This window comes from Neptunomonas sp., assembly GCF_016744175.1.
In the GTDB taxonomy this organism is placed as follows: domain Bacteria; phylum Pseudomonadota; class Gammaproteobacteria; order Pseudomonadales; family Balneatricaceae; genus Neptunomonas.
On record NZ_JADGEV010000060.1, the window covers coordinates 1 to 20,434 of the forward strand.

Annotated in this window: 22 protein-coding genes; 12 read left to right on the forward strand and 10 right to left on the reverse strand. The window is 42.1% G+C overall.

Annotated features, from left to right (window positions below; all coding sequences use genetic code 11):
- The coding region (locus QZZ55_RS18245; protein ID WP_293268854.1) for a cytochrome b at window positions 1–490 on the forward strand (490 nt) is incomplete at its 5' end.
- Window positions 487–1,065: a YceI family protein gene (locus tag QZZ55_RS18250; RefSeq protein WP_293268855.1), complete on the forward strand. Its 579-nt coding sequence runs from the start codon at window positions 487–489 to the stop codon at window positions 1,063–1,065. The genes QZZ55_RS18245 and QZZ55_RS18250, both read left to right, overlap by 4 nt.
- A 134-nt stretch (window positions 1,066–1,199) precedes the next feature.
- On the opposite strand, the gene QZZ55_RS18255 is transcribed toward QZZ55_RS18250, so the two are convergent.
- Both QZZ55_RS18255 and QZZ55_RS18260 read right to left on the reverse strand, forming a co-directional pair.
- Entirely contained in the window at window positions 1,200–1,673 is a 474-nt protein-coding gene (locus QZZ55_RS18255) for a peroxiredoxin (RefSeq protein ID WP_293268856.1), read from the reverse strand.
- Between the two features lie 78 nt (window positions 1,674–1,751).
- A complete protein-coding gene (locus QZZ55_RS18260; RefSeq protein WP_293268857.1) occupies window positions 1,752–2,249 on the reverse strand; it encodes a DUF3465 domain-containing protein in 498 nt (165 codons plus the stop codon).
- Window positions 2,250–2,504: 255 nt separating this feature from the next.
- Between QZZ55_RS18260 and QZZ55_RS18265 the strand changes: the two genes are divergently transcribed.
- The 6 genes from QZZ55_RS18265 to QZZ55_RS18290 all read left to right on the forward strand — a co-directional run bounded on the left by QZZ55_RS18265 (window position 2,505) and on the right by QZZ55_RS18290 (window position 11,408).
- Complete coding sequence (locus QZZ55_RS18265; RefSeq protein ID WP_293268858.1) at window positions 2,505–2,858, forward strand: DUF1304 domain-containing protein; 354 nt, start codon at window positions 2,505–2,507, stop codon at window positions 2,856–2,858.
- A gap of 393 nt (window positions 2,859–3,251) precedes the next feature.
- Window positions 3,252–5,315, forward strand: a complete 2,064-nt coding sequence (locus tag QZZ55_RS18270) for a di-heme-cytochrome C peroxidase (protein WP_293268859.1) — start codon at window positions 3,252–3,254, stop codon at window positions 5,313–5,315.
- 28 nt (window positions 5,316–5,343) lie between these two features.
- Window positions 5,344–6,597, forward strand: a complete 1,254-nt coding sequence (locus QZZ55_RS18275) for a cytochrome P450 (protein WP_293268860.1) — start codon at window positions 5,344–5,346, stop codon at window positions 6,595–6,597.
- A gap of 57 nt (window positions 6,598–6,654) precedes the next feature.
- Window positions 6,655–8,757 (forward strand): patatin-like phospholipase family protein, encoded by a 2,103-nt coding sequence (locus QZZ55_RS18280; protein WP_293268861.1) that lies wholly within the window; start codon window positions 6,655–6,657, stop codon window positions 8,755–8,757.
- Window positions 8,758–8,955: 198 nt separating this feature from the next.
- Window positions 8,956–10,683: a diguanylate cyclase gene (locus tag QZZ55_RS18285; RefSeq protein ID WP_293268862.1), complete on the forward strand. Its 1,728-nt coding sequence runs from the start codon at window positions 8,956–8,958 to the stop codon at window positions 10,681–10,683.
- A gap of 107 nt (window positions 10,684–10,790) precedes the next feature.
- Window positions 10,791–11,408 (forward strand): DNA-J related domain-containing protein, encoded by a 618-nt coding sequence (locus QZZ55_RS18290; protein ID WP_293268863.1) that lies wholly within the window; start codon window positions 10,791–10,793, stop codon window positions 11,406–11,408.
- Here QZZ55_RS18290 and QZZ55_RS18295 read toward each other — a convergent pair.
- Window positions 11,399–12,304 (reverse strand): DNA ligase, encoded by a 906-nt coding sequence (locus QZZ55_RS18295; RefSeq protein WP_293268864.1) that lies wholly within the window; start codon window positions 12,302–12,304, stop codon window positions 11,399–11,401. The two genes, QZZ55_RS18290 and QZZ55_RS18295, sit on opposite strands and share 10 nt — an antisense overlap.
- Before the next feature lie 147 nt (window positions 12,305–12,451).
- Here QZZ55_RS18295 and QZZ55_RS18300 point away from each other — a divergent pair, with 147 nt between their 5' ends.
- On the forward strand, window positions 12,452–12,823 hold the full coding sequence (locus tag QZZ55_RS18300; protein WP_293268865.1) for an STAS/SEC14 domain-containing protein: 372 nt from the start codon (window positions 12,452–12,454) through the stop codon (window positions 12,821–12,823).
- A gap of 89 nt (window positions 12,824–12,912) precedes the next feature.
- On the opposite strand, the gene QZZ55_RS18305 is transcribed toward QZZ55_RS18300, so the two are convergent.
- Window positions 12,913–13,389 (reverse strand): DUF2947 domain-containing protein, encoded by a 477-nt coding sequence (locus QZZ55_RS18305; RefSeq protein WP_293268866.1) that lies wholly within the window; start codon window positions 13,387–13,389, stop codon window positions 12,913–12,915.
- Between the two features lie 126 nt (window positions 13,390–13,515).
- Here QZZ55_RS18305 and QZZ55_RS18310 point away from each other — a divergent pair, with 126 nt between their 5' ends.
- The 3 genes from QZZ55_RS18310 to QZZ55_RS18320 all read left to right on the forward strand — a co-directional run bounded on the left by QZZ55_RS18310 (window position 13,516) and on the right by QZZ55_RS18320 (window position 15,380).
- Entirely contained in the window at window positions 13,516–13,836 is a 321-nt protein-coding gene (locus QZZ55_RS18310) for a hypothetical protein (protein WP_293268867.1), read from the forward strand.
- Window positions 13,837–13,991: 155 nt separating this feature from the next.
- The gene (gene raiA / locus QZZ55_RS18315; protein WP_293268868.1) at window positions 13,992–14,363 is read left to right on the forward strand and encodes a ribosome-associated translation inhibitor RaiA; all 372 of its coding nucleotides are present in this window, start codon (window positions 13,992–13,994) and stop codon (window positions 14,361–14,363) included.
- A 78-nt stretch (window positions 14,364–14,441) separates the two neighbouring features.
- Window positions 14,442–15,380 (forward strand): ChaN family lipoprotein, encoded by a 939-nt coding sequence (locus QZZ55_RS18320; RefSeq protein ID WP_293268869.1) that lies wholly within the window; start codon window positions 14,442–14,444, stop codon window positions 15,378–15,380.
- Between the two features lie 11 nt (window positions 15,381–15,391).
- Here the strand turns inward: QZZ55_RS18320 and QZZ55_RS18325 are convergent, their stop codons facing one another.
- The 6 genes from QZZ55_RS18325 to QZZ55_RS18350 all read right to left on the reverse strand — a co-directional run.
- Window positions 15,392–16,189 carry an amidohydrolase gene (locus QZZ55_RS18325; protein ID WP_293268870.1) on the reverse strand — a complete coding sequence of 266 codons (798 nt, stop codon included), beginning with the start codon at window positions 16,187–16,189 and terminating at the stop codon, window positions 15,392–15,394.
- Window positions 16,190–16,199: 10 nt separating this feature from the next.
- A complete protein-coding gene (locus QZZ55_RS18330) occupies window positions 16,200–17,348 on the reverse strand; it encodes a pyridoxal phosphate-dependent aminotransferase (RefSeq protein WP_293268871.1) in 1,149 nt (382 codons plus the stop codon).
- A gap of 189 nt (window positions 17,349–17,537) precedes the next feature.
- Window positions 17,538–18,089, reverse strand: coding sequence for a DUF3299 domain-containing protein (locus QZZ55_RS18335; RefSeq protein WP_293268872.1), 552 nt, complete (start codon window positions 18,087–18,089; stop codon window positions 17,538–17,540).
- A 78-nt stretch (window positions 18,090–18,167) separates the two neighbouring features.
- The gene (locus QZZ55_RS18340; RefSeq protein WP_293268873.1) at window positions 18,168–19,427 is read right to left on the reverse strand and encodes an ABC transporter permease; all 1,260 of its coding nucleotides are present in this window, start codon (window positions 19,425–19,427) and stop codon (window positions 18,168–18,170) included.
- Window positions 19,414–20,124 carry an ATP-binding cassette domain-containing protein gene (locus tag QZZ55_RS18345; protein ID WP_293268874.1) on the reverse strand — a complete coding sequence of 237 codons (711 nt, stop codon included), beginning with the start codon at window positions 20,122–20,124 and terminating at the stop codon, window positions 19,414–19,416. Before QZZ55_RS18345 ends, QZZ55_RS18340 begins: the two co-directional genes overlap by 14 nt.
- Window positions 20,125–20,137: 13 nt before the next feature.
- Window positions 20,138–20,434: DUF2796 domain-containing protein (locus tag QZZ55_RS18350; protein ID WP_293268875.1), on the reverse strand; the 297-nt coding region annotated here is incomplete at its 5' end.

Consider the following 20,434-nt stretch of genomic DNA (forward strand, 5'->3'; position numbering starts at 1 on the left):
GGCTATTATTGGTATGTACCCTCTTGGCCTATATATCGATTCTCTCACTTATTATGATCCTGAGTATCGGACTGTGCCTAATTGGCATAAAAGCATTGGGATTTTACTTGCCATTACACTTGTTATTCGTCTTGGATGGCGTGCCATCAATCCACACCCCGTTCACATTGCTTCACACTCAGATTTGATCAAGAAAATAACTAAGCTGGGGCATGCAGGGCTATACCTAATTTTAGTGGCTGTTTTAATTTCTGGATATCTTATTTCAACAGCTGATGGCCGTGCCATCAGTGTATTTGGCTGGTTCAGCGTACCTGCGTTACCCGAGCTAGTAGAAAACCAAGAAGATGTTGCTGGAGAGATCCATTTCATCGCCGCCACCCTGTTTATTTCATTCGTAGCATTGCATGCCATTGCTGCCTTTAAACATCATCTCATCGATAAAGACTCAACACTCAGTAGAATGTTGGGCACCAAGGAGAATTCATGAACACATTTCTAAAAACTTCACTTGCTGTAGGCGGTTTAGTACTCGCTTCTTCACCTCTGTATGCTGCTGATTATGTAATTGACACGAAAGGCGCTCACGCAGCTATCGAGTTTCGTATCCAGCATTTAGGCTATAGCTGGCTGAATGGTCGTTTCAATAAATTTGAAGGCCAGTTTAGCTATGACGAAGCTCAGCCTAATAATTCAGCGGTGTCTGTAGAAATTGATACAACAAGCCTTGATTCAAACCATGCTGAGCGTGATAAGCACCTTCGCAGTGGTGATTTCTTAGATACAGGCGCATTTCCAAAAGCTAAATTTGTCAGCACAAAGTACAACGACAATGGTGATGGGACAGCTGCTTTGACAGGTGATTTGACTCTTCACGGCGTAACGAAATCAGTCGTATTGGCTGTTAGTAAAATTGGAGAGGGTAGCGACCCTTGGGGCGGACATCGCGCAGGATTTGAAGGCTCAACTGAAATCAAACTTAAAGATTTTGGTATCAACTACAACTTAGGACCAGCCTCTGAAACCGTATACCTAAACTTATCGGTTGAAGGTATTCGTCAATAAGCATGCGATAAACACTGGCTGCTAGCTGATGATCAGTAATGCATAAAAAAGGCACCTATAAAAGGTGCCTTTTAGTATATATTACACTGAACTTGTTTAGTCAGAACTCTTCACAAAAACAGTTTTATTATCGACTATAGTGCAGCAAGAATGGTTTCAGCCTTGCTGGCCTCAAACTGCTTTGGTGCTTCTACATTGAGTTGTTTAACAACACCATTATCGATAACCATCGCATAACGCTGTGAACGCAAGCCACCAAAATCACCTGTTTCCATCTCTAACCCTAGTGCTTTGGTCAATGCACCAGCGCCATCAGCTAACATAGTAATTGCTTCAGCATTTTGCTGCTCACCCCAGGCACGCATAACAAATGCATCATTCACTGAGATACAAGCGATCATATCAACGCCTTTTGCTTTTATGTCATCAGCCAGTACTACAAAGCCTGGAAGATGATGAGCAGAACAAGTAGGCGTAAAGGCGCCGGGCACTGCAAACAAAACTACTTTTTTCCCAGCAAACAGTGTGTCTGCCGTAATTGAATCCTGACCGTCCTTTGTCACCAGCGTTACAGGTACTGCTGGAATTGAGCTTCCTAATTGAATCATGATAATCTCCGCAAAGTCAGACTTTCAGTTTAATCAATTTTCTTTCAAACAAACAGGTCTAACCTATAGGGTCTTTGCTTATTCATAACGCTGGCCGTTAAATTCAATCCATCCTCCAACATGTCGCTTGGCTGGGTCATGGTGTGTCCAGTGTACGACTCCCCCTTTTTCATTCCATTCGTACTCACCTTTAAAGCGAATAGTGTCACCTGCCTTTAACGTATTAAGCCGAGGTGCCAAGTCAATATTATGTGCAATTAGAACAGTCTTTCCTGAACTAACTTTAACTAATATCCGCTGATGGCGAGAACCTTTCGTATCATCTGGCAGTACCTTGATAACTTTGCCATTCTCAGTAACGATCAGGTCGCTTTGCTTATTTTTAAAAGCATTTGCAATATCACTTTGAGAGTTACTCTCTGTTTTAGATGTACTCGTACTAGATTGGGAAGCGGAGGAAGCTGATCGTGAAACTGAGTTCGTCTGATTACCTGAATTGTATTCGTTAGCAACCCATACTACACCCAAGATAATAATGAGTAGAATGCGCAATTTGGGGCTTTTTGGTATTTTCACAAACGTATCCTTAATTATTAGTATTCATTTAAAATATGCTGATTGTACCTTTCCTTACGGTTGTCGTAATGTAGCAATAGTGTCTTTCTTTAAACTGAACACATTCAAATACATCAATTTTTTTGATCCATGTAATATAATATTCAGTATTGAGCTATATTAATTCGACCGAAGATGAGTACGTCTTTATTCGTATGAGATCGACTAAGATCAACAACCGTAAACAAACAATAACCAAAAGGATAATCTGTGATCATGGTAGCTAACATCGTTATAGGTATTGTTGTATTGCTCCATGTTTATTTTTTAGTGCTCGAAATGTTTCTGTGGGATAAACCAACCGGGTTACGTGTATTCAAGCAAACGAAGGAACAGGCGTCTGCTACAAAAATACTGGCTGCAAACCAAGGGCTATATAACGGATTTTTGGCGGCTGGTCTTATTTGGGGTCTTGCCCTTGGCAACAATGGCACCGATGTTAAGGTTTTCTTTCTAAGCTGTATCTTTATTGCTGGTCTTTATGGTGGCGCAACCGCTAGCCGCAGGATTATAGCTATTCAAGCAGCGCCAGCCGCAATAGGCCTGATCCTTGTACTGCTAAACCTATAGCCGCATAAGCGCTCAACACATATTCAAACGCCTAAAAATTGCGGCCCTATAGACAAGAATTCACAATTAATCCCAACCACATAATTCCCCCTTTTGAGTGCATAGCATTGATGGTGTGCCTCAATAGTGTTGGATATCATTAGCCATTAAGTTTTCAGAACTAACCTCTAGTCAGTAAATAGATAATTCTAGAGCTATGACACAAAACACTCCACCATCTGCCTTAATAATTTTAAACCCCTTCTCTTTGCATCTTTTTTATAGCTTAATGAAAACTTAATTTCAGATTTTAAAACAAGTGTTTTAGTCTATACTCTCGAAAGTCAGTTTCTCGAAGAATGCAGCGTAACTTGTCGATAACATTAAAAAAATAACAAATACAAAGGGTATTACATGACTACCGTTAATCAGGCCACACGCCACCAATTGATTTCAAGAATCATTTGGTTTGTCGTTTTTGTTGCCGTTATTCTCTTTATCAGTTTTATTAATGGCCCCAAAATTGGCTCAGTTATTCAGGGGTTAACACCCCCTAATTTGCCAGAAGCCACCACCGCGTCCGAACGTGTTTGGCTAGACCAAAACTGGGACCCAGCAGTATCAAAAAAATATCATCATATAAGTCAAGGTACTCGCACCTTGCCCATACCGTTAAGCTGGTTACTAGCCCTTGAAGAGCCAGCCAGTAATGCTTTTCTTTCGCCTTTTACCTCACAGGGTAAATTTGTAGATGATTCTTACCTACTGAGGTTTGGTTTCATTAAGGGAGAAACCAATGAATTAAACCCGCATGGCTTACCTATTGGTATTGCCAGCACTCCTTCCCAAACACTCCCCGGTATTAAGAGCCCAACAACAGCCGTTGGTTTTAACTGCGCAGCCTGCCACACCGCCCATCTTACCTACAAAGATACGGAGTATGTTATTGAGGGCGGGCCAGCTGCAACAGACCTTGGCCAGTTGACACAAGCATTGGGAGCAGCTCTAGGACAAACACTCATTTCTTCCAAACTGCCAATTGTTAATGGCCGTTTTGAACGCTTTGCAAAAAATGTATTAAAAGATGACGCCTACAACGACGCAAATATCGTGAGCCTCGCTCAAGAGCTTGAAGATCTAATAGAGCAACTGGCAAGCATACCCAATGCGGTAAACATAGTTGAAGGTTATACGCGACTAGATGCGTTGAACCGAATTGGTAATCAGGTTTTTGCTTTAGACCCTGAGCGCTACGAAAACTATGTTGCCATTGATGCACCGGTAACCTACCCGCATATTTGGACCGCCTCATGGTTTAACTGGGTCCAATACGATGGCTCTATTATGCAGCCTTTGATACGTAATACAGGTGAAGCAATGGGTGTTAATGCCAATATTGATACCAATGCACCCAAAGGTGAGAAAAGGTTCTCTTCAGCCATTCCAATTAATAATCTGTGGTGGATAGAACAAGCGCTAAGCGGTGATGCGCCTCTCCCTAAACGTGAATTCACTGGATTACTATCACCCAAGTGGCCTGACAGATTTCCCGTAATTGATCAGAAAAAAGCAGAACATGGTGCTGCACTTTATCAACAAGTTTGCCAAGGGTGCCACTTGGTACCTATAAGCTCTGAGGAGATCTGGCAGCAAAAAAATATGGCACCCATTAAATACTTTGTCGATGGAGTCGAGCATGAATCGTCCGACTCAGTGCTGAATTTAAAGCTCATTCCTCAGGATCAGATAGGAACAGACCCTGCACAGGTTAATGTTATCGCGAACCGGACGGTTAATACTGCAGGCAAAGATGACGGAACCGCCTTAACAAGCACTAAGGGAATGGGGATTGATACTGACATTTGTGCTCCTGCTCCCACCTTACCCACTTTTGCTTTTGACACGGACGAGAGTGATTATAAAAAAGAGCAGCTCGTTAATGTTCCTATCAGCGATGGATCAAGTATTAGTTTTGGGCTCGCTTTGGGAGGAGTCGTACAACAAGCTAATGAGGCTTGGTTTGAGGAGAATTACATTGCAAAGCAGGACCAAGCTTACTACACCAAGGATAGGCCAAACTGCTTAAGAGCCAGCGGCGGTTACAAAGCCAGACCATTGAATGGCATCTGGGCAACTGCACCCTTTTTACACAATGGCTCGATACCTTCATTGATGGATTTGCTATCACCACCAGATCAAAGACCAGACTTAGTACAGTTAGGTAATATTGAATTTGATCCAGAAAACGTTGGTATCAAACAAAGCGAAAATTTGAAAAAACAAAAAGGTGATAAATATAGTAAAAAAGGATTTTTCATTCTGGATACAACAGTGCCTGGCAATAGTAATCGAGGTCATGAATTCTCAAATGCTTGGGACGATAATAAAGGTTGGGATCAACAGAAGAAAGGAGTCATTGGGCCAGAATTCACGCTCGAAGAACGCCTCGCTTTAATCGAGTATCTCAAAACTCTTTAATCCGGTTAACCCAACACAGGCTCCGAAAATGACAACCACTGACCAACAAATAAAGAACACACCTAAAAAGGGATTAGCCGCTAGGTTTCTGGGCTATATGATCGAAAACAAACCTGATTTACTTTTCAGGATTATAAGAAATACACGCCCTAATCTAGTGACACCCAATAATGGTCCGGTGTTTATTACTCGATTTAACGATGTTCAAGAAGCCTTGAGTCGTCCCGACGTATTCAATATTACCTATGCGCCAATGATTGATCCTTCCGTGGGTCCATTTATGCTAGGGCGAGACAGCACCACTATCAATCAACGTGATAAAGGGATTATGAAATCCCTCATGCAACGAGAAGACTTGCCTGCAATCCGAGAAAAAGTTGCGCATTTAGTCAATGAAGCAGTCGAGCGGCAAATGCAAAGCCGAAAAATTGAAGTCGTGAATACAGTTTCACGCTGGGTGCCTTTAAAACTAACCGGAGAGTACTTTGGCTTTCCTGGCCCTGATATGGAATCCATGTTTCGTTGGTCATTGGCAACCCAGCTAGATATGTTTCATAACTTGGATCACGACTCAGTAATACATCAGAACAATATCGACGCTGGCCGTGAAATGAAAGCCTACCTGCAAAAACTGATGCCAGAACGACGTGAGGCCCTTAAGCAGCATCCGCAAATGGATGATATTTTGTCACGCCTCATGAAGTCACATTTCCCCGACGCTATTCACTTTGATGATGAGCGAATTATGGTCAATATTATGGGCACCTTGGTAGGTGGGGTAGAGACTACGTCACAGGCTGTTGTGCAAATTCTTGATCAACTTTTCAAGCGCCCCAAGATATTAGCAGAAGCAATAGCGGCAGCTAAAATCGACGACAACGACTTAGTCTATCTAAGTTGCTGGGAAGCATTACGTTTCAATCCCATTAACCCTTTTGTGGTACGCCATTGTGTTAGTGATTATAAAATTGCAAGTGGGACACTGCGCAGTGCAACCATAAAAGCAGGTTCGTTAGTATTAGTGTCAACTCGGTCCGCAATGAGAGATGGACGCCAAATCCCAGCTGCTTCAGATTTTTGCATCGATAGACCACCCTATCATTACATGCATATGGGATATGGCATGCATACCTGTCTTGGTGATCAACTTAGTCGCGTTCAAGTGCCCGAAATTGTTAAGCGAATTTTGAAACTGCCTAATGTTCGACCAGGGTCAGCTATGGACTTCAAAGGAGGTCCATTTCCTGAAAGCTATATTGTCGAGTTCGACCCTATTTATTAGCAACATTTGTAAATTCATAACAATAGAACACTATATAAGTGACGAGATATAACGAACATGACGTCATACACTAAAGACATCAGTGACATAATTGACCAAGAATCAGCCCACATTGGTAAAGAAGCAAACCAAAAGCGGATAGGCTTATCATTTTCGGGTGGGGGTATTCGCTCAGCTTCATTTTCTATGGGCGTATTACAAGCGTTGGTCTCGGATAAACAATTGGAAAAAATGGACTACCTATCCACTGTCTCTGGTGGTGGATACCTTGGTGCCTCTCTTACCTGGTTTCTCAGTCAAAAAACAGACGACGGTGAACACTATGGAACTCAACCAGATAACTTCCCTTTTGGAAGAAAAAGGGAAGGAGGCAAACATAACAATAAAAATGCCATACTCGACTTTATTCGACAACACGGTAATTACTTAATTCCCGGACATGGATTAAGTCCTCAATCACTGGTCGCGACCATTTTACGCACCATGCTTGTTTCACTGGCTATCTATTTTGCTATGGCAACAAGCATTATGAACATTGCCTTATATGCTGTACCAGAGAAAAAACTTTTTACAAGTTGCCTGTATGCATTAGCGGTACTCGCTACTCTATGGATTACCACCTCAACGTTCTACTCTCTTTACTCATTTTTTAAAGGTGCTAGGTATCAATTCTCTGTCTTTATACAAAAGTGGTTAGGTCGATTAATCAATGTGATGATTATATTGCTAGTTATTGGCTCGATGCCGTATATACATGACAATGTATCAATCATTGCGAAGCTGGTAATGGCCGTAGAAGAAAGTTCAGACATCGCTTCAAATATCGTCGGAGCAAGCACAGCGTCAATTGCTATGATTATCGGCGCGATATTAACTTTGTTTTATCAGCGCAAACAAATGTACTCGACCGGTCAGGGTACCTCCTCATTTCAAATCATTTTTGGCGCGATACTATTATTGTTTGGCTTGCTCTATGGGGCCTATGTTGCCGCGCTCTACGTTAACCTTCACAACGAAGAGCTGATTTACCCCATTGCCGTAGGCTCACTCCTGTTCGGTCTCGTCTGTAATGTGAACTTTTTTGGCTTGAACTACATGTATCGTAACCGTTTAATGGAAACTTTCATGCCCGATCAAGACAGTTTAAATACTGGACGTTGGGGGCTTGCGCTTAAGGCAAACAAGGGTAAAGTTCAAAATATGTGCCAGGCGCCTAACCAGCGCCCCTATCATTTGATTAATTGTAATATAGTGTTAACGGACTCTCACAATGCAAAATATCGTGGTAGAAAGGGTGATAGTTTCACGATCTCACCTCTTTACTGCGGCAGTGATGCCACAGGCTGGCGCCAAACCAAAGATTATATGTATAACACCTTTCGTAGCGGCCTTTCTCTGCCAACAGCAATGGCAATTTCCGGTGCTGCCGCCAATCCAAATGCAGGCGTAGCCGGTAAGGGAATTACCACTAACCAGTTTGTTTCTACACTAATGTCTCTGCTTAATTTACGGCTTGGCTTTTGGGCGGAGAACCCAAAAATGGATAAGACTTGGCTTCCGCCAAACTATATTTACCCTGGTATAAAAGGAGGCGTATCACTTAGCAGCGGACTGCATGAAGATGATCGTGCGATAGAACTTTCTGACGGTGGTCATTTTGAAAATCTTGCGATTTATGAATTATTTAGACGACGCCTCGACCTGATTGTAGTGGCCGACGCGGGCGCTGACGGTGAATACCAATTTAGCGATCTAGCAAATGCCATAGAAAAAGTGCGCGTTGATTTTGGCATTAATACCATTTTTCTTGATGAGTACCCTTTTGAAGCAATTATTCCAGACTCTGATACCACACAGAGTGAAATCAACAAACAGCAGTATCATTTTGCTAAACGATGTTTTGCCATTGCCAAAATTGAGTACCCGAAGGAAGACCACGAAGAAGAGAGAAAAATAGGTCACTTAATTTATATCAAGCCGACCCTAATCAATGGCCTTAGTCCAGACGTGCTCAGCTATAAAAAGCTTCACCCGACCTTTCCTCATCAGTCTACAGTCGATCAGTTTTTTACTGAGCAGCAATTTGAAGCATATCGCGAGCTAGGGTATTACCTAGGCTGGCAGATGTTAAATGATAAAAAAATACAGAACTTACTCTAAATCTAGCCTAAACTTGAATACTTTCAATCCCATACAAAAAGTATGGGTTGAGATTTCACTGTACTTACTTTGTAAACTACTAAGAAGCTAAAATTAATATCGAGCTACTAAATAAAAATAACAAAAAAGTAATCAGGCAATAAAAAGCACCACTATATTTAACAAGCCTTAGGTTTATTGAACTGTCACAGGGTAAATATGATAAATAGTTTTTCTAGTATTTTTAAGTTGGTCATTATGTTGATAGCAATGAGCTCATTTGTAAGCTCAGTGTCCGCCAACGATACAGAAAAAGTGCTTACCGTCAATGCCCTAAAATCGGCCATAGATCTGACGCCGTATATCAATATTTTGGAAGATAGTAGTAAGAAATTAACCTATCAGGATTTCTCAAAGCCAGAAGTTTTACAGCAGTTTAAACCACTGGATAAGGCTGCAAATTTTGGATTTAGTGAGTCCGTATGGTGGGTAAAACTAAAGATAGTAAACAATGATAAGCAATCACAAAAAGTTACCATTCGACAAAACTACCCACTAATAGATTATGTTGATTTTCATAGTCAGCAAATCAATGGTATTTGGACAAGCTATTCAACCGGTGACCGTAGAGATTTCTCAACCCGCCCCATAAACTTTAAAGACTTTCTTTTTCCTGTCGACCTAGCTGCAAAAACAGAGACCATCGTTTTCATGCGCTTTGAGTCCAGCGGACCAATTAATATTGGCCTTGACCTGCAGTCTGAAACCAGCTTGTTTGACGCCGTCAGCAGCAACCACCTCATCACAGGAATTTATTTTGGTGGGCTGCTTATTCTAATTTTTTACAACCTATTGCTGTTTGTCGCCATAAAAGATCGAACATTCATTTATTACTTACTCTACCTTGCTAGCTACGGACTATTTTTTGCAGTTATGAATGGGTTAGCCTTCCAATATTTCTGGCCCAAAAATCCTTGGTTAGCAAATCAAAGTCTGATTATTTTGCTATCTCTCTCTTTGATTTGGTCTTTACAGTTTTCCCGATCCATACTTTCAATCAGAGAAATTTCGCCTATATCAAATCACATCACCTCCGGGCTAATTACCATAAGTGTAATATCTCTGCTCATTTCTCCATTTACACCTTATAAGTTAATTATTATTCCAATATCAATCATCACCATATTGTGTACGATCCAATTAATGGCCATGGGATTTGTCGCCCTATCCAAAGGATCAAAACCAGCTCTTTACTACCTCATTGCATGGAGCACTTTATTAATTGGTATTTTTACTTACATGCTCAAATCTTTTGGAGTCCTGCCACATAATACGTTGACCCAAAATGGGCAACAGCTGGGATCTTTAATAGAAATGGTTTTGCTATCAATAGCAATGAGCAGCAAAGTTAGCGAATTTAAGAAAGGGAGCTATATGGACTCTCTCACAAACCTGCCCAATCGAAGATTTTTTGATGAAAGAGTCTTAAAAGAATTTGAGCATTCGCACAACAAAAAAGAAGGCTTACTTTCACTGCTAATTATAGACGTCGACAATTTCAAACAATATAACGATACATATGGCCACAAGCAGGGTGATGAGGCATTAAAATTTGTTGGCAGGAAACTTCAAAGCACGGCGCGTAAAAATACCATTCCGTGCCGCTATGGCGGTGAAGAGTTTGCAGTGATACTGCCTAAAACGTCAGCAGAACAAGCAGCGGTTGTTGCCGAACGTATTCGACACAGCATAGAAAAGGAGAACTTTCAGCGCCGCAACTTAACCGTTAGTGTAGGAATAGCCACACTTGAAGAAAGTAATTTTTCCTCACATCACTTGTTGTTTGAAGCAGCCGACCAAGCACTTTATTGTGCGAAAGCAAATGGGCGTAACCGCAGTGAATATTTTCAGGCGACAATTACTAACCGGCGAATCCCATCAAGCTAAGTGTCTAAATATCTTTCTGATACAGCGACTATTACAGGGAGCTAGGGGTATGTAGAGCTTAAGATAGGCTGATAACGTCTGGTTGCACTGCAATATGGAAAAGAAATATGAACAACCCAATTACCGCCATTATTTTAGCCACTTTGAGAAAGTACCCACAAGGGTATAACGAATACACATTGATTCAAGCCATTGACGCTGCAGGGATTTTTGGCACACTCGATTCCAACGTGGATGTTGCCCTATTTCAGAAACACTTTTTAGCCATGAATGCACTGTATCAACTGCAGATGACACTTTGGGAAGAGGAAGCTCTATACCTTGAGGTTTCAGCGCTTCGTATTCATCTTGACACTACCGGCTCTGACATGTCTCAGGTGACGCTAGAAGGGACTACTAAAAACAAAACAAAAGTGACATTACCCGAGCAAAGCCGCAATGAGGCTCTTAGGGCTTATTACTTGAACTGGTCTCATTATAATGAGGCTGATGAGACATCTGTTAGGCATCTATTAAACAGCTTTTGGGAACGCTTTTTAAACCCTGAACAACGTACTATGGCTCTCAACACGCTTGAAATAACTGATACTGAACCAACGCCAGTAACAATAAAACATCAGTTTCGCCTGCTAGCAGCCAAGCACCATCCCGATAAAGGTGGCGACCCTGATAGCTTTATCGCGATTCGCGAAGCTTATGAAATTTTACTGCCCACTCATTCATAGTCAGAGCGAATACGTTCAAAACGAGCAAATCGCGGTTTACCATAGCGAGTTTTTCCATTAAAGCGGTAGGTAATGATGCTTCCTATTTTTGGTGGGGCGCTACGTTGTGCATCAGTAAACCCGCTCCCCACACGAAACCGTTGCCCATCACTACTTTCAACCAGCAATGAACCGAGCATTCCTTGATACTTCCCTTTACCCGGTAATATTTCAATCACTCTTGCCTCGGCATCCTCATAGCTTTTCAGCTTAAGCAAGTCATTCGTTCGTTTCGCTTGGTAAAGCCCCGCTCCGCGGTAAAGCATGATGCCCTCAGCCCCACCTCTCGTCCAACTCAACAGCTGTTGCTCAAGCGCTGCTTGAGATGTAAAGGCAGTGAGAGTCACGGCTTTAATATGCGGCCTATTTATCGTGGCTACCCATTGCTCCATCACTGTTCGGCGTTGCTCAAAAGTTCCGGGATACTGGGGTAAATCAAACAGGTGAAAGCTAACAGAACGCCAATCAATCTCTTTAGCTTGATGTTGTCTTACTATACTGGAAACACGGTCAAACTGTTGTCTGCCAATCCACAGCTCTCCCTCCATCGCTATCTCAGGTAAAGATTGAGTAAACCATTTAGGTGCACTGATAATATTCCCCTGGCGAGTTAGCAGGCGTTTCCCATCCCAATAGCCACGAACACCGTCCAATTTCTCTGCATACCAATAACCACTCAGATCCTGCTGATAATCAGCAGAATCGAGACTCTCAGCTAACTGCAATGGAGGTGCAACGCTTGTATCCGCAACACCCATTTGTGAAGCAGTGGTCGTTAAAGCAAGACATGTTAATGTAGAAATAAGACGAGGAGAAAAATTTAGACAAAACTTTTGTTCGATAAAAAGAAAATTCATAAAACCATCCTTGGTCAGTCCTTCATTGCAAGAAGCTTATTAGCTACCACGGCTAGAAACAATAGTAGTGATTTACTTATTGATCTGTTTTTCAATAGTTTTTTGGCGCAAAATACATAATAGATCACAATAATTTAGAGATTACCTATGTTATCCATTTTGCCTGACACGGCTGGAGACCTGATTGTTGTACAAGCATCAGATTTATTAACAGCTGAAGACTATAAAGATGTACTAGTGCCACTCATTGAGGAAAAACTGCCAACTTACGGGCCCTTACGTGTCGTTATCTACCTTGATCAGTCCTTTACTGGCATGGCTGCCGGCGCCGTATGGGAAGACGCTAAATTGGGCCTGTCACACCCCGAAGATTTTTTACGTGTCGCTATTGTCGGTGGTCCTGACTGGGTAGAGTGGGCAGCAAAGCTGGGTAACTATTTAATTAAAGGCGAGACTCAACATTTTGAGGAGCGTCAATTCCTTCAAGCATTGCATTGGGTCGATGACGCAAAAGCTTAAAATACGCACTAACGTTGCTAAACCGTAAGTCGTTTCAAAATGATTTAGCAACGTTCAGTCTGTCGATACAAGCTCTGTAATTGATACGCCTAAGGACGCTTCCCTACAGAAAAAGAACCATTTTGCTGAAACTGCACGGCCTCTTTACGCTTTTTGCCAATCAATAACGGCCCATCATCTAAAAAGAGAAAGTTTTTCCAATGCTTTCTAAAAACATCCCATGTCGTTTCAATGACATGCTCACCGGCATAACAGAAATACACAATGCTGTTTCCTTCCCATTGGATAAATTCTGCAAGCACCTCAGGTAAAGCCTCTGCATCGCTATCCCATGCGCTTTGCCAAAAACCTTTCTCTAACCACGTTTCTGCTTTGCTTGCCCAATCATCTTTTGCTAATGCACTAGCATCCAAGCTGTCTGCACTGATGTTCAACGTCCAGATCTCACTAGCCCTAGTTGGGCTCAACGGCTTGATCTGCACAAGGTCGTCCTCAGGAACAGGCATATCTTTGTGCTGGTAAAACCATAGATAGCGGTACTCATTTATAGGGGTATAGTTCATCATCCAACTCTATTCAATCAATATCCACAGATTATACCGGCTAGCGATGTAAGACACACCCATGTACTCTTATACGCTTATCTCTCCAATACATTTCATCGCACTACGCGATCAGGCATAATGTGCCCCATGAATAAACGCCCAACCAAAGCACAAACACGCCAAGAGCTTGAAGAACAAGTTCAAGCCTTTATCAAGAATGGCGGAAAAGTTAATGAAGTAGACAGCGGAGCAAGCGGTTTAGAAGACGGCGCTTACCACCGCAACAGCTTTGTTTTTGGACATCCCAAGCAGGAACGTACGCCTGTACCTGAAGCATTAAACGCCATTGATTCTCGACGTCGCTCTAAGGTTGAAAAACCTACTTTAGTTCATTCTAAGCGTCCTAAAAAGAAAATTATCTACGATGATTTTGGTGAACCTGTGCGTGAAATATGGGTCGAGGAATAAAGCTAAAAAATCTCTTTCCTTTTTTATAAAATCAGAGCTATAGTGAATTCACAAAGTTCATAAAACCAAAGAAAAGGATCCCGGTAAGTTACGTTTTCAATGTTGATTTATACGCAACCTTCGGGTTGTAGCAATTTACATAGTAAGGAAATTATATGATCATCAACATCACTAACCGCCACGATAAAGTTTCACCCGCTCTTCGCGAAAAAATAGAATCTTGGTTAGAACACAGCCAAGAACGTTACGATGTTATTTCTAGTGCTCAGGTCACGCTCGATAAAACAGACCGTTTAGAAGAAGTGGAAGCCACTCTACATGCAGCTGGCCGAGAAATTAATGCAAAAGCATCTGATGAAAATCTTTTTACTGCTCTGGATGCACTGGCACAAAAAATAGACCGCCAGCTAGCTAAACTACATGACAAACAGGTGCATAAGAAAGGCACACCTAAACATACGACTTTAATTGGTGAAGAATCCGTCAACGATGATGATATCGACGACGAAGAGGTCTATCAGGCCTAAAGTAACCCGTTATTAGATACTAAAGGCCCTGCGGGGCCTTTTTTAATGCGCTGATACGCCAATAAAGCGAGTGTTGATATGTTTCAGAAAACAACAGCATTACTTTCTTCACTCGTGACATTTTTTCTGTTTTTGTCACCCTTAACCAGCAAAGCAAATACTGTATGGTCGGCTCCCCTGCTACAGAACCACCCCCTTGTTGGAAAAATTTATAACGTAAAACAAGAAAAATTCATATCTCAGGAAATATTAATAACAGCCTTAAAAAAATCACCTTATGTATTGATTGGTGAAAAACATGACAATGCAGATCATCACCGACTCGAGCTAAAACTTCTCGAATCACTCGTTAACAAGCCTCATACGCAAGTTGTATTTGAAATGCTCACCGATGAACAGCAGAGCAATATTTCTCTACTAAAAGCAGACGATAACCTTGTCCAAATGCATGAAAAACTTGCGTGGAATGATAAAGGCTGGCTGTGGAGTGACTACGCAGCATTGATTCAGACTAGCATATCTCATGGCGCTCAAATTCGTGCGGGAAACATTAGCCGACCCATAATAAAACAAATCTATCAGCAAAATAATATTGATGCCTTATCCAATAAAGTTCGTTTTCAAACTATCAAGAACATATCAGAAACAGCTAAGGAACAGATATTAAATCAGGTATTCGAAAGCCACTGCCAATTAATGCCAAAAACAAAGCTAGTGCCAATGATGACCATTCAGTTAGCGCGCGATGCCAGCATGGCCAATGCGATATCTACAAGCAAAAAGCCATCTATCCTTATCGCCGGTAGTTTTCACACCCAAAAAAACGTGGGCGTACCCTTGCACCTAGAAAAAAATGGCGATCAAACATCAACCACACTGCTACTAGCAGAGGTGAAGCAAAGCGGACTAAAGCCAGGAAGTTATGCATCACCAGATGAAGTTGATTTCATCTGGTTTACACCGAAACAAGTGGAAAAAGATTATTGCGAGGGTCTTCGCCTAAACCATAAACCATAAACCATAACAACTTATGTTTTTCTTAAGCTCATTGAAAACTCATCTGCATCTTGCCATGCAGGAAATACTTCACGAAACTGCTGCACTTCACTAAGATGCACCGTTATGGTTTCAACAAAGCTTTCTCCTTGAGGCTTATCCAGTATCAACTCTCCCTTAAAGTTTACTGCTAATGAATCGCCACTATAGTGTAGGCCGACACCATCCTCACCCACACGATTAACACCCAACATATAACATTGATTCTCAATCGCCCGTGCTTGTAACAAAGTACGCCACGGATTACGCCGAGGTGCAGGCCAATTAGCAACACATATAGCGAGATCATAATCAGACTGACAGCGCATAAACACAGGAAAACGCAGGTCATAACAGATAGTCGGCAATATTCGCCACCCAGCATACTCAAAGATTACTCGCTCAGTGCCCCCCCGATAGTGCTGATGCTCATTGCCCATTCTGAAAAGGTGGCTTTTATCATAATACTGAACATCACCTCTTGGGGTGACCAGTAGCATTCGATTGATGTAATCATCGTTTTCTTGCATCGCTACAGACCCGCAAATAGCAGCCTCTAGCTGTACGGCTTGTGCTTTCATCCACGCCAAAGTTCCACCCTTCATTGGCTCCGAATGCTCTTCTGGATTCATCATAAAGCATGTAGTGAACATCTCAGGCAAAATGACAAGATCGGTCTTTCCTTTTAATGGTTGTAATTTTTTTGTCAGCGCCTGGCGATTTTTTTCAGGATCTTGCCAAAGAAGCTCGGTTTGCACCAATGACACTCGTAAATCATCTAACCTTTCCATTGGTATGCTCCTAAATAGCAATTAAACGTTCAGCTGCTTGTTTCAATGTGGCATCATCTTTTGCAAAACAAAATCGCACTAGCTTCATTTGTGGTGGCACCTGGCAAAACACAGAAACAGGGATTGCCGCGACGCCCACCTCTTTGATCAACCACTGACAAAACGCTACATCACTCATATCGCTTATATCGCTGTAATCCACCAATTGAAAATAAGTCCCTTCACCCGGTGTAAAAGAAAACTTACTGAGTTTAATCAAGGTATTGAAAAGATCGCGCTTATGCTGATAAAAACCTGGAAGGTCATGATAATGAGAAGGTTCATCTCGCATAATGTCAGCAAGTGCTAACTGCATCGGTGTTGACGTTGAAAATGTCAGGTACTGATGCACTTTGCGAAGTTCTGCCGATAAAATAGCAGGGGCGACACAATAACCAATTTTCCATCCCGTCGTGTGGTAAGTTTTACCAAAAGAGGACACAACAAAGCTACGCTGATACAGCTCAGGATGGCTCAATAAGCTATGATGTTTCTGGCCATCAAAAACAATGTGCTCATAAACTTCGTCACCTAATAACAAAATATCGGTGTCGCGTACCAGTTCAGCCAGCTGCTCAAGATCTTGGGCCGATAAAATCGACCCTGTCGGGTTATGTGGCGTGTTGATGACAATCATGCGTGTTTTGGCAGTAATTGCATCCTTGAGGTGTTGCCAGTCGATATGAAAACCCGGAGGTTGTAGCTGTAGATGTACGGCAACACCGCCGTTAAGCTCAATAGCAGGCTCGTAACTATCATAAGCAGGATCAAAAACGATCACTTCATCACCAGACTGTACTACCGCCGATATCGCAGAAAACAAGGCTTCCGTCGCGCCTGATGTTACTGTTACTTCAGTCTCAGCCGATACTGTAGTGCCATATAAAGCAGTTACTTTTTTAGCTATTTCTTCTCGTAGTACTGGCATACCTGTCATCGGGGCATACTGGTTAGCACCTTGTGCAATGTAATGGCCTACCGCATCTAATAGCTTTTTAGGCCCATCAAAATCGGGAAAACCCTGCGATAAGTTGATAGCTTTGTGCTCTGCTGCCATCTGTGACATAACAGTAAAAATAGTCGTACCTACTTTAGGCAGCTTTGTTGTCGGGTATTTCATATGAGAAGACTCAGCATGGAATAAACAGAAAACGCTAGCGCGAGAACATCTGTCTAAATGTATTATTTACGTGATATTTCACACGCTATCTTATGACACACTTTAACAAAGTTCTACGACGACAGTAACAACTGAGGCATCGCACAATACGGCTACTTTGACTGTGGGAGATGATTAAGAAATAGCTCTTTAGTTATTCATCTCATATGGCTCTATGCGATAAACATCCATTGTGTATCCTGATGATGCCAACTCATGGCTAAAAGTCTTTGTTTTTAGCTTACCCGATATCCATACAGCGTCATAAAGGCTTTCTAACTTAACCCCAGGCTCATAGTTAGCATAGATAATTTGATTAGATGGCGGAGGGGGCACATGAATACACGCTCCAAAGTACGGCACCAAGAAAAACTTAAAGACATTTTGATCTTCACCCTCTATAGGAACAACAAAGCCAGGAATCTTAATCATTTTACCGTCCATTTCAGGAACGATAGGAGCCGATTGTAGAGCCTGTTGTAACTCATCCATCAACAGAGCCGTTTTAGGATCTAAGTCATCTAAAGCACCTAAATCTCGGTCATCAAATAGTCCATCCAAGCTATAATCAGCAGGCATCAATTGTTCCCACTCTACCTGCTCTACTTTTTCGCCATTAAGTAGAATATCACCCGCCATGGCTTTAATCGAAAACAGAAAATACAGTGCAAAAGCTTGTATTAACGACCTATTCATCTGCATATTAATACCCAACCTGCACGTTAAAAAATTCAAAAATATAATCACCCAACCAGAGCATTATTCATCAACCCCGATATTTCAATAGCGAACCGTAAGCCCATCTGCTGCCGTCATTTGATAGGCCCTGTATCCAGGCCAAAGCCCTGTTAAAGCCCCAGCAAAAATAACACCGAGTAATATAGGAAGATCCTCCAGTGACAACCCCGCTGACTGGATAAACAAACCAAAATGCAGCTCAAATAACGGACCAGCAAACATTAACAAACCAAAAGACAACAACATCCCGGTTATAGTTCCTACTAGGCTGACCAATGTAGACTCAAACACAAGCAAACTTATTATATGCCAAGGCGTTGCCCCGATTGAGCGTAGAATGGCCATCTCTTTTCGTCGTGTACCTAAACTCGTCAGCAATACAGCTAGCATGCCTATAAACCCAGCTAGCACCACACACGCTGAAACTAACAAAAGAGCATTCTCGGCCACACGAATCAGCTGCCACAACTGCTGTAAAGCAACACCTGGCAACACTGCCTGAAGAGGCTCAGCTTTATAGTTATTTATCTGACGCTGTAAATGAAATGTGCCCAGTTTTGATTTCATACCGACCAACACAGCTGTCAATTCTTTAGGTTGTAAGATTTTTTTTCTTATTTCACCTTCCGATAATTGCTGTCCACGAATGCGACTACCCGCTTGCCAACCATCATGAATAGCTTCAATCGCTTGAGAGCTAACAAACACCGACTGATCAACGGGAGTCCCTGTTGGTTGTAAAATACCGATCACGGAAAAAGGACGGTCATCATGCTCTGAAAAGCTAGTCTTCCCGACGCCATGAGAGAGCGTTATACGACTGCCTACCTGATACCCTAGCTGCCTAGCCACATCGGCCCCAACCACTGTATCAAATAGATCACTAAACCCCTTACCCTGCTGAAAGAGCAGTTTTTTCTGCAGCCCTGTTCGATAATGTTCAAAAAAGCTTGCAGAAGTACCAACCACTCGAAAGCCTTTATGCGAATCGCCAAGAGAGATCGGCTCAGCCCAAGCAACCTGCTTATTATTTTTAATTAGCTCAAAACTTGTCCAACTCATATTGTTTGAGGCTTGACCAATATGAAAAATAGAATACAAGATAAGCTGTAGCTCTCCACCTCTAGCACCAACAATCAAATCGGTGCCAGAAACAGAGCGATTAAAGCTATCTCTAACTTCTTCACGGATTTTTTCTACACTTAATAGAAGCATCACACTGAACGCAATCGTCAACACAATAAATAATAAGGTATGACGGCGTGCCCAGCTGCTCGCCAGCGCAACACTAAGCAGCATCATATACTCCAGCATTATTTATGTTTTTTAGGAGAATCGTACGATCAAAATAGTGCTTTAATGTTTCATCATGGCTCACTAACAATAACGTACTATTATGTTGCGACGTTTCAGTAAGCAGCAGTTTAATAAATGCATCACGTGAAGCGGCATCTAATGCCGATGTAGGCTCATCAGCAATGAGTACTTCAGGCGAACCGATTAATGCCCGCGCTACCGCCACACGCTGCTGCTGGCCAATAGATAGCTCAGAAACAGTGACGTTCTGACGCAACTGCTGCTCTAGGCCTAACTTAATCAATAGGTGCTCAGCGGCATTTTCCATAGAGACATACTGCAGTAGTGCACGTTGCATTCTCGCAGGAGAGAAGCGGCACGCTAACATGACATTATCTTTTAGAGAGAGGTAAGGAAGCAAATTAAACTGTTGAAATATAAAGCCTATATGATCAGCTCGAAAGCCGTCTCTTTTTGATGGGGATAGTAATGTAACATCATGCCCCATTACACTTATCGTTCCTGAATCAGGTATAAGCAGCCCTGTTAACAAACTTAGCAAAGTACTTTTCCCACTCCCAGAAGGGCCTTGAATCAATACTTTCTCACCTTCTTTAATATCGCATTTAGGGATATCAATTGTAGGAACGCCTTTCTTCCATGAATATTTAACTTGTTCTAATGTCACAGCTACCATGCTCATACCTGCATATCTCTTAGCGAAGGATGATTTCATTCTGCTGAGGAACCAAAGCACCGCCCGTTTGCCCACCTGGCCCTATAGCTTGATAGCGTACCGATTCCATCGCAGGAAAATGTTTAAAAATATCCACCGTAAACTTGTTGAGCAGCGTGGGCTTTAAGCAAGAAAATTGATATTGAACGAGGACATCCGCATGGTTTTTCTCATGTTCTTCGTGTTCTTCGTGTTCTTCGTGTTCTTCGTGTTCTTCGTGTTCTTCGTGTTCTTCGTGTTCTTCGTGTTCTTCGTGTTCTTCGTGTTCTTCGTGTTC

What these genes read in the sequence shown, in the direction of transcription:
- QZZ55_RS18250 (WP_293268855.1), top strand. Translation starts at nt 487, where the DNA reads ATGAACACATTTCTAAAAACTTCACTTGCTGTAGGCGGTTTAGTACTC.
- QZZ55_RS18255 (WP_293268856.1), bottom strand. Translation starts at nt 1,673, where the DNA reads ATGATTCAATTAGGAAGCTCAATTCCAGCAGTACCTGTAACGCTGGTG.
- QZZ55_RS18265 (WP_293268858.1), top strand. Translation starts at nt 2,505, where the DNA reads ATGGTAGCTAACATCGTTATAGGTATTGTTGTATTGCTCCATGTTTAT.
- QZZ55_RS18270 (WP_293268859.1), top strand. Translation starts at nt 3,252, where the DNA reads ATGACTACCGTTAATCAGGCCACACGCCACCAATTGATTTCAAGAATC.
- QZZ55_RS18275 (WP_293268860.1), top strand. Translation starts at nt 5,344, where the DNA reads ATGACAACCACTGACCAACAAATAAAGAACACACCTAAAAAGGGATTA.
- QZZ55_RS18280 (WP_293268861.1), top strand. Translation starts at nt 6,655, where the DNA reads ATGACGTCATACACTAAAGACATCAGTGACATAATTGACCAAGAATCA.
- QZZ55_RS18285 (WP_293268862.1), top strand. Translation starts at nt 8,956, where the DNA reads ATGATAAATAGTTTTTCTAGTATTTTTAAGTTGGTCATTATGTTGATA.
- QZZ55_RS18290 (WP_293268863.1), top strand. Translation starts at nt 10,791, where the DNA reads ATGAACAACCCAATTACCGCCATTATTTTAGCCACTTTGAGAAAGTAC.
- QZZ55_RS18295 (WP_293268864.1), bottom strand. Translation starts at nt 12,304, where the DNA reads ATGAATTTTCTTTTTATCGAACAAAAGTTTTGTCTAAATTTTTCTCCT.
- QZZ55_RS18300 (WP_293268865.1), top strand. Translation starts at nt 12,452, where the DNA reads ATGTTATCCATTTTGCCTGACACGGCTGGAGACCTGATTGTTGTACAA.
- QZZ55_RS18305 (WP_293268866.1), bottom strand. Translation starts at nt 13,389, where the DNA reads ATGATGAACTATACCCCTATAAATGAGTACCGCTATCTATGGTTTTAC.
- QZZ55_RS18310 (WP_293268867.1), top strand. Translation starts at nt 13,516, where the DNA reads ATGAATAAACGCCCAACCAAAGCACAAACACGCCAAGAGCTTGAAGAA.
- raiA (WP_293268868.1), top strand. Translation starts at nt 13,992, where the DNA reads ATGATCATCAACATCACTAACCGCCACGATAAAGTTTCACCCGCTCTT.
- QZZ55_RS18320 (WP_293268869.1), top strand. Translation starts at nt 14,442, where the DNA reads ATGTTTCAGAAAACAACAGCATTACTTTCTTCACTCGTGACATTTTTT.
- QZZ55_RS18325 (WP_293268870.1), bottom strand. Translation starts at nt 16,189, where the DNA reads ATGGAAAGGTTAGATGATTTACGAGTGTCATTGGTGCAAACCGAGCTT.
- QZZ55_RS18330 (WP_293268871.1), bottom strand. Translation starts at nt 17,348, where the DNA reads ATGAAATACCCGACAACAAAGCTGCCTAAAGTAGGTACGACTATTTTT.
- QZZ55_RS18335 (WP_293268872.1), bottom strand. Translation starts at nt 18,089, where the DNA reads ATGCAGATGAATAGGTCGTTAATACAAGCTTTTGCACTGTATTTTCTG.
- QZZ55_RS18340 (WP_293268873.1), bottom strand. Translation starts at nt 19,427, where the DNA reads ATGATGCTGCTTAGTGTTGCGCTGGCGAGCAGCTGGGCACGCCGTCAT.
- QZZ55_RS18345 (WP_293268874.1), bottom strand. Translation starts at nt 20,124, where the DNA reads ATGAGCATGGTAGCTGTGACATTAGAACAAGTTAAATATTCATGGAAG.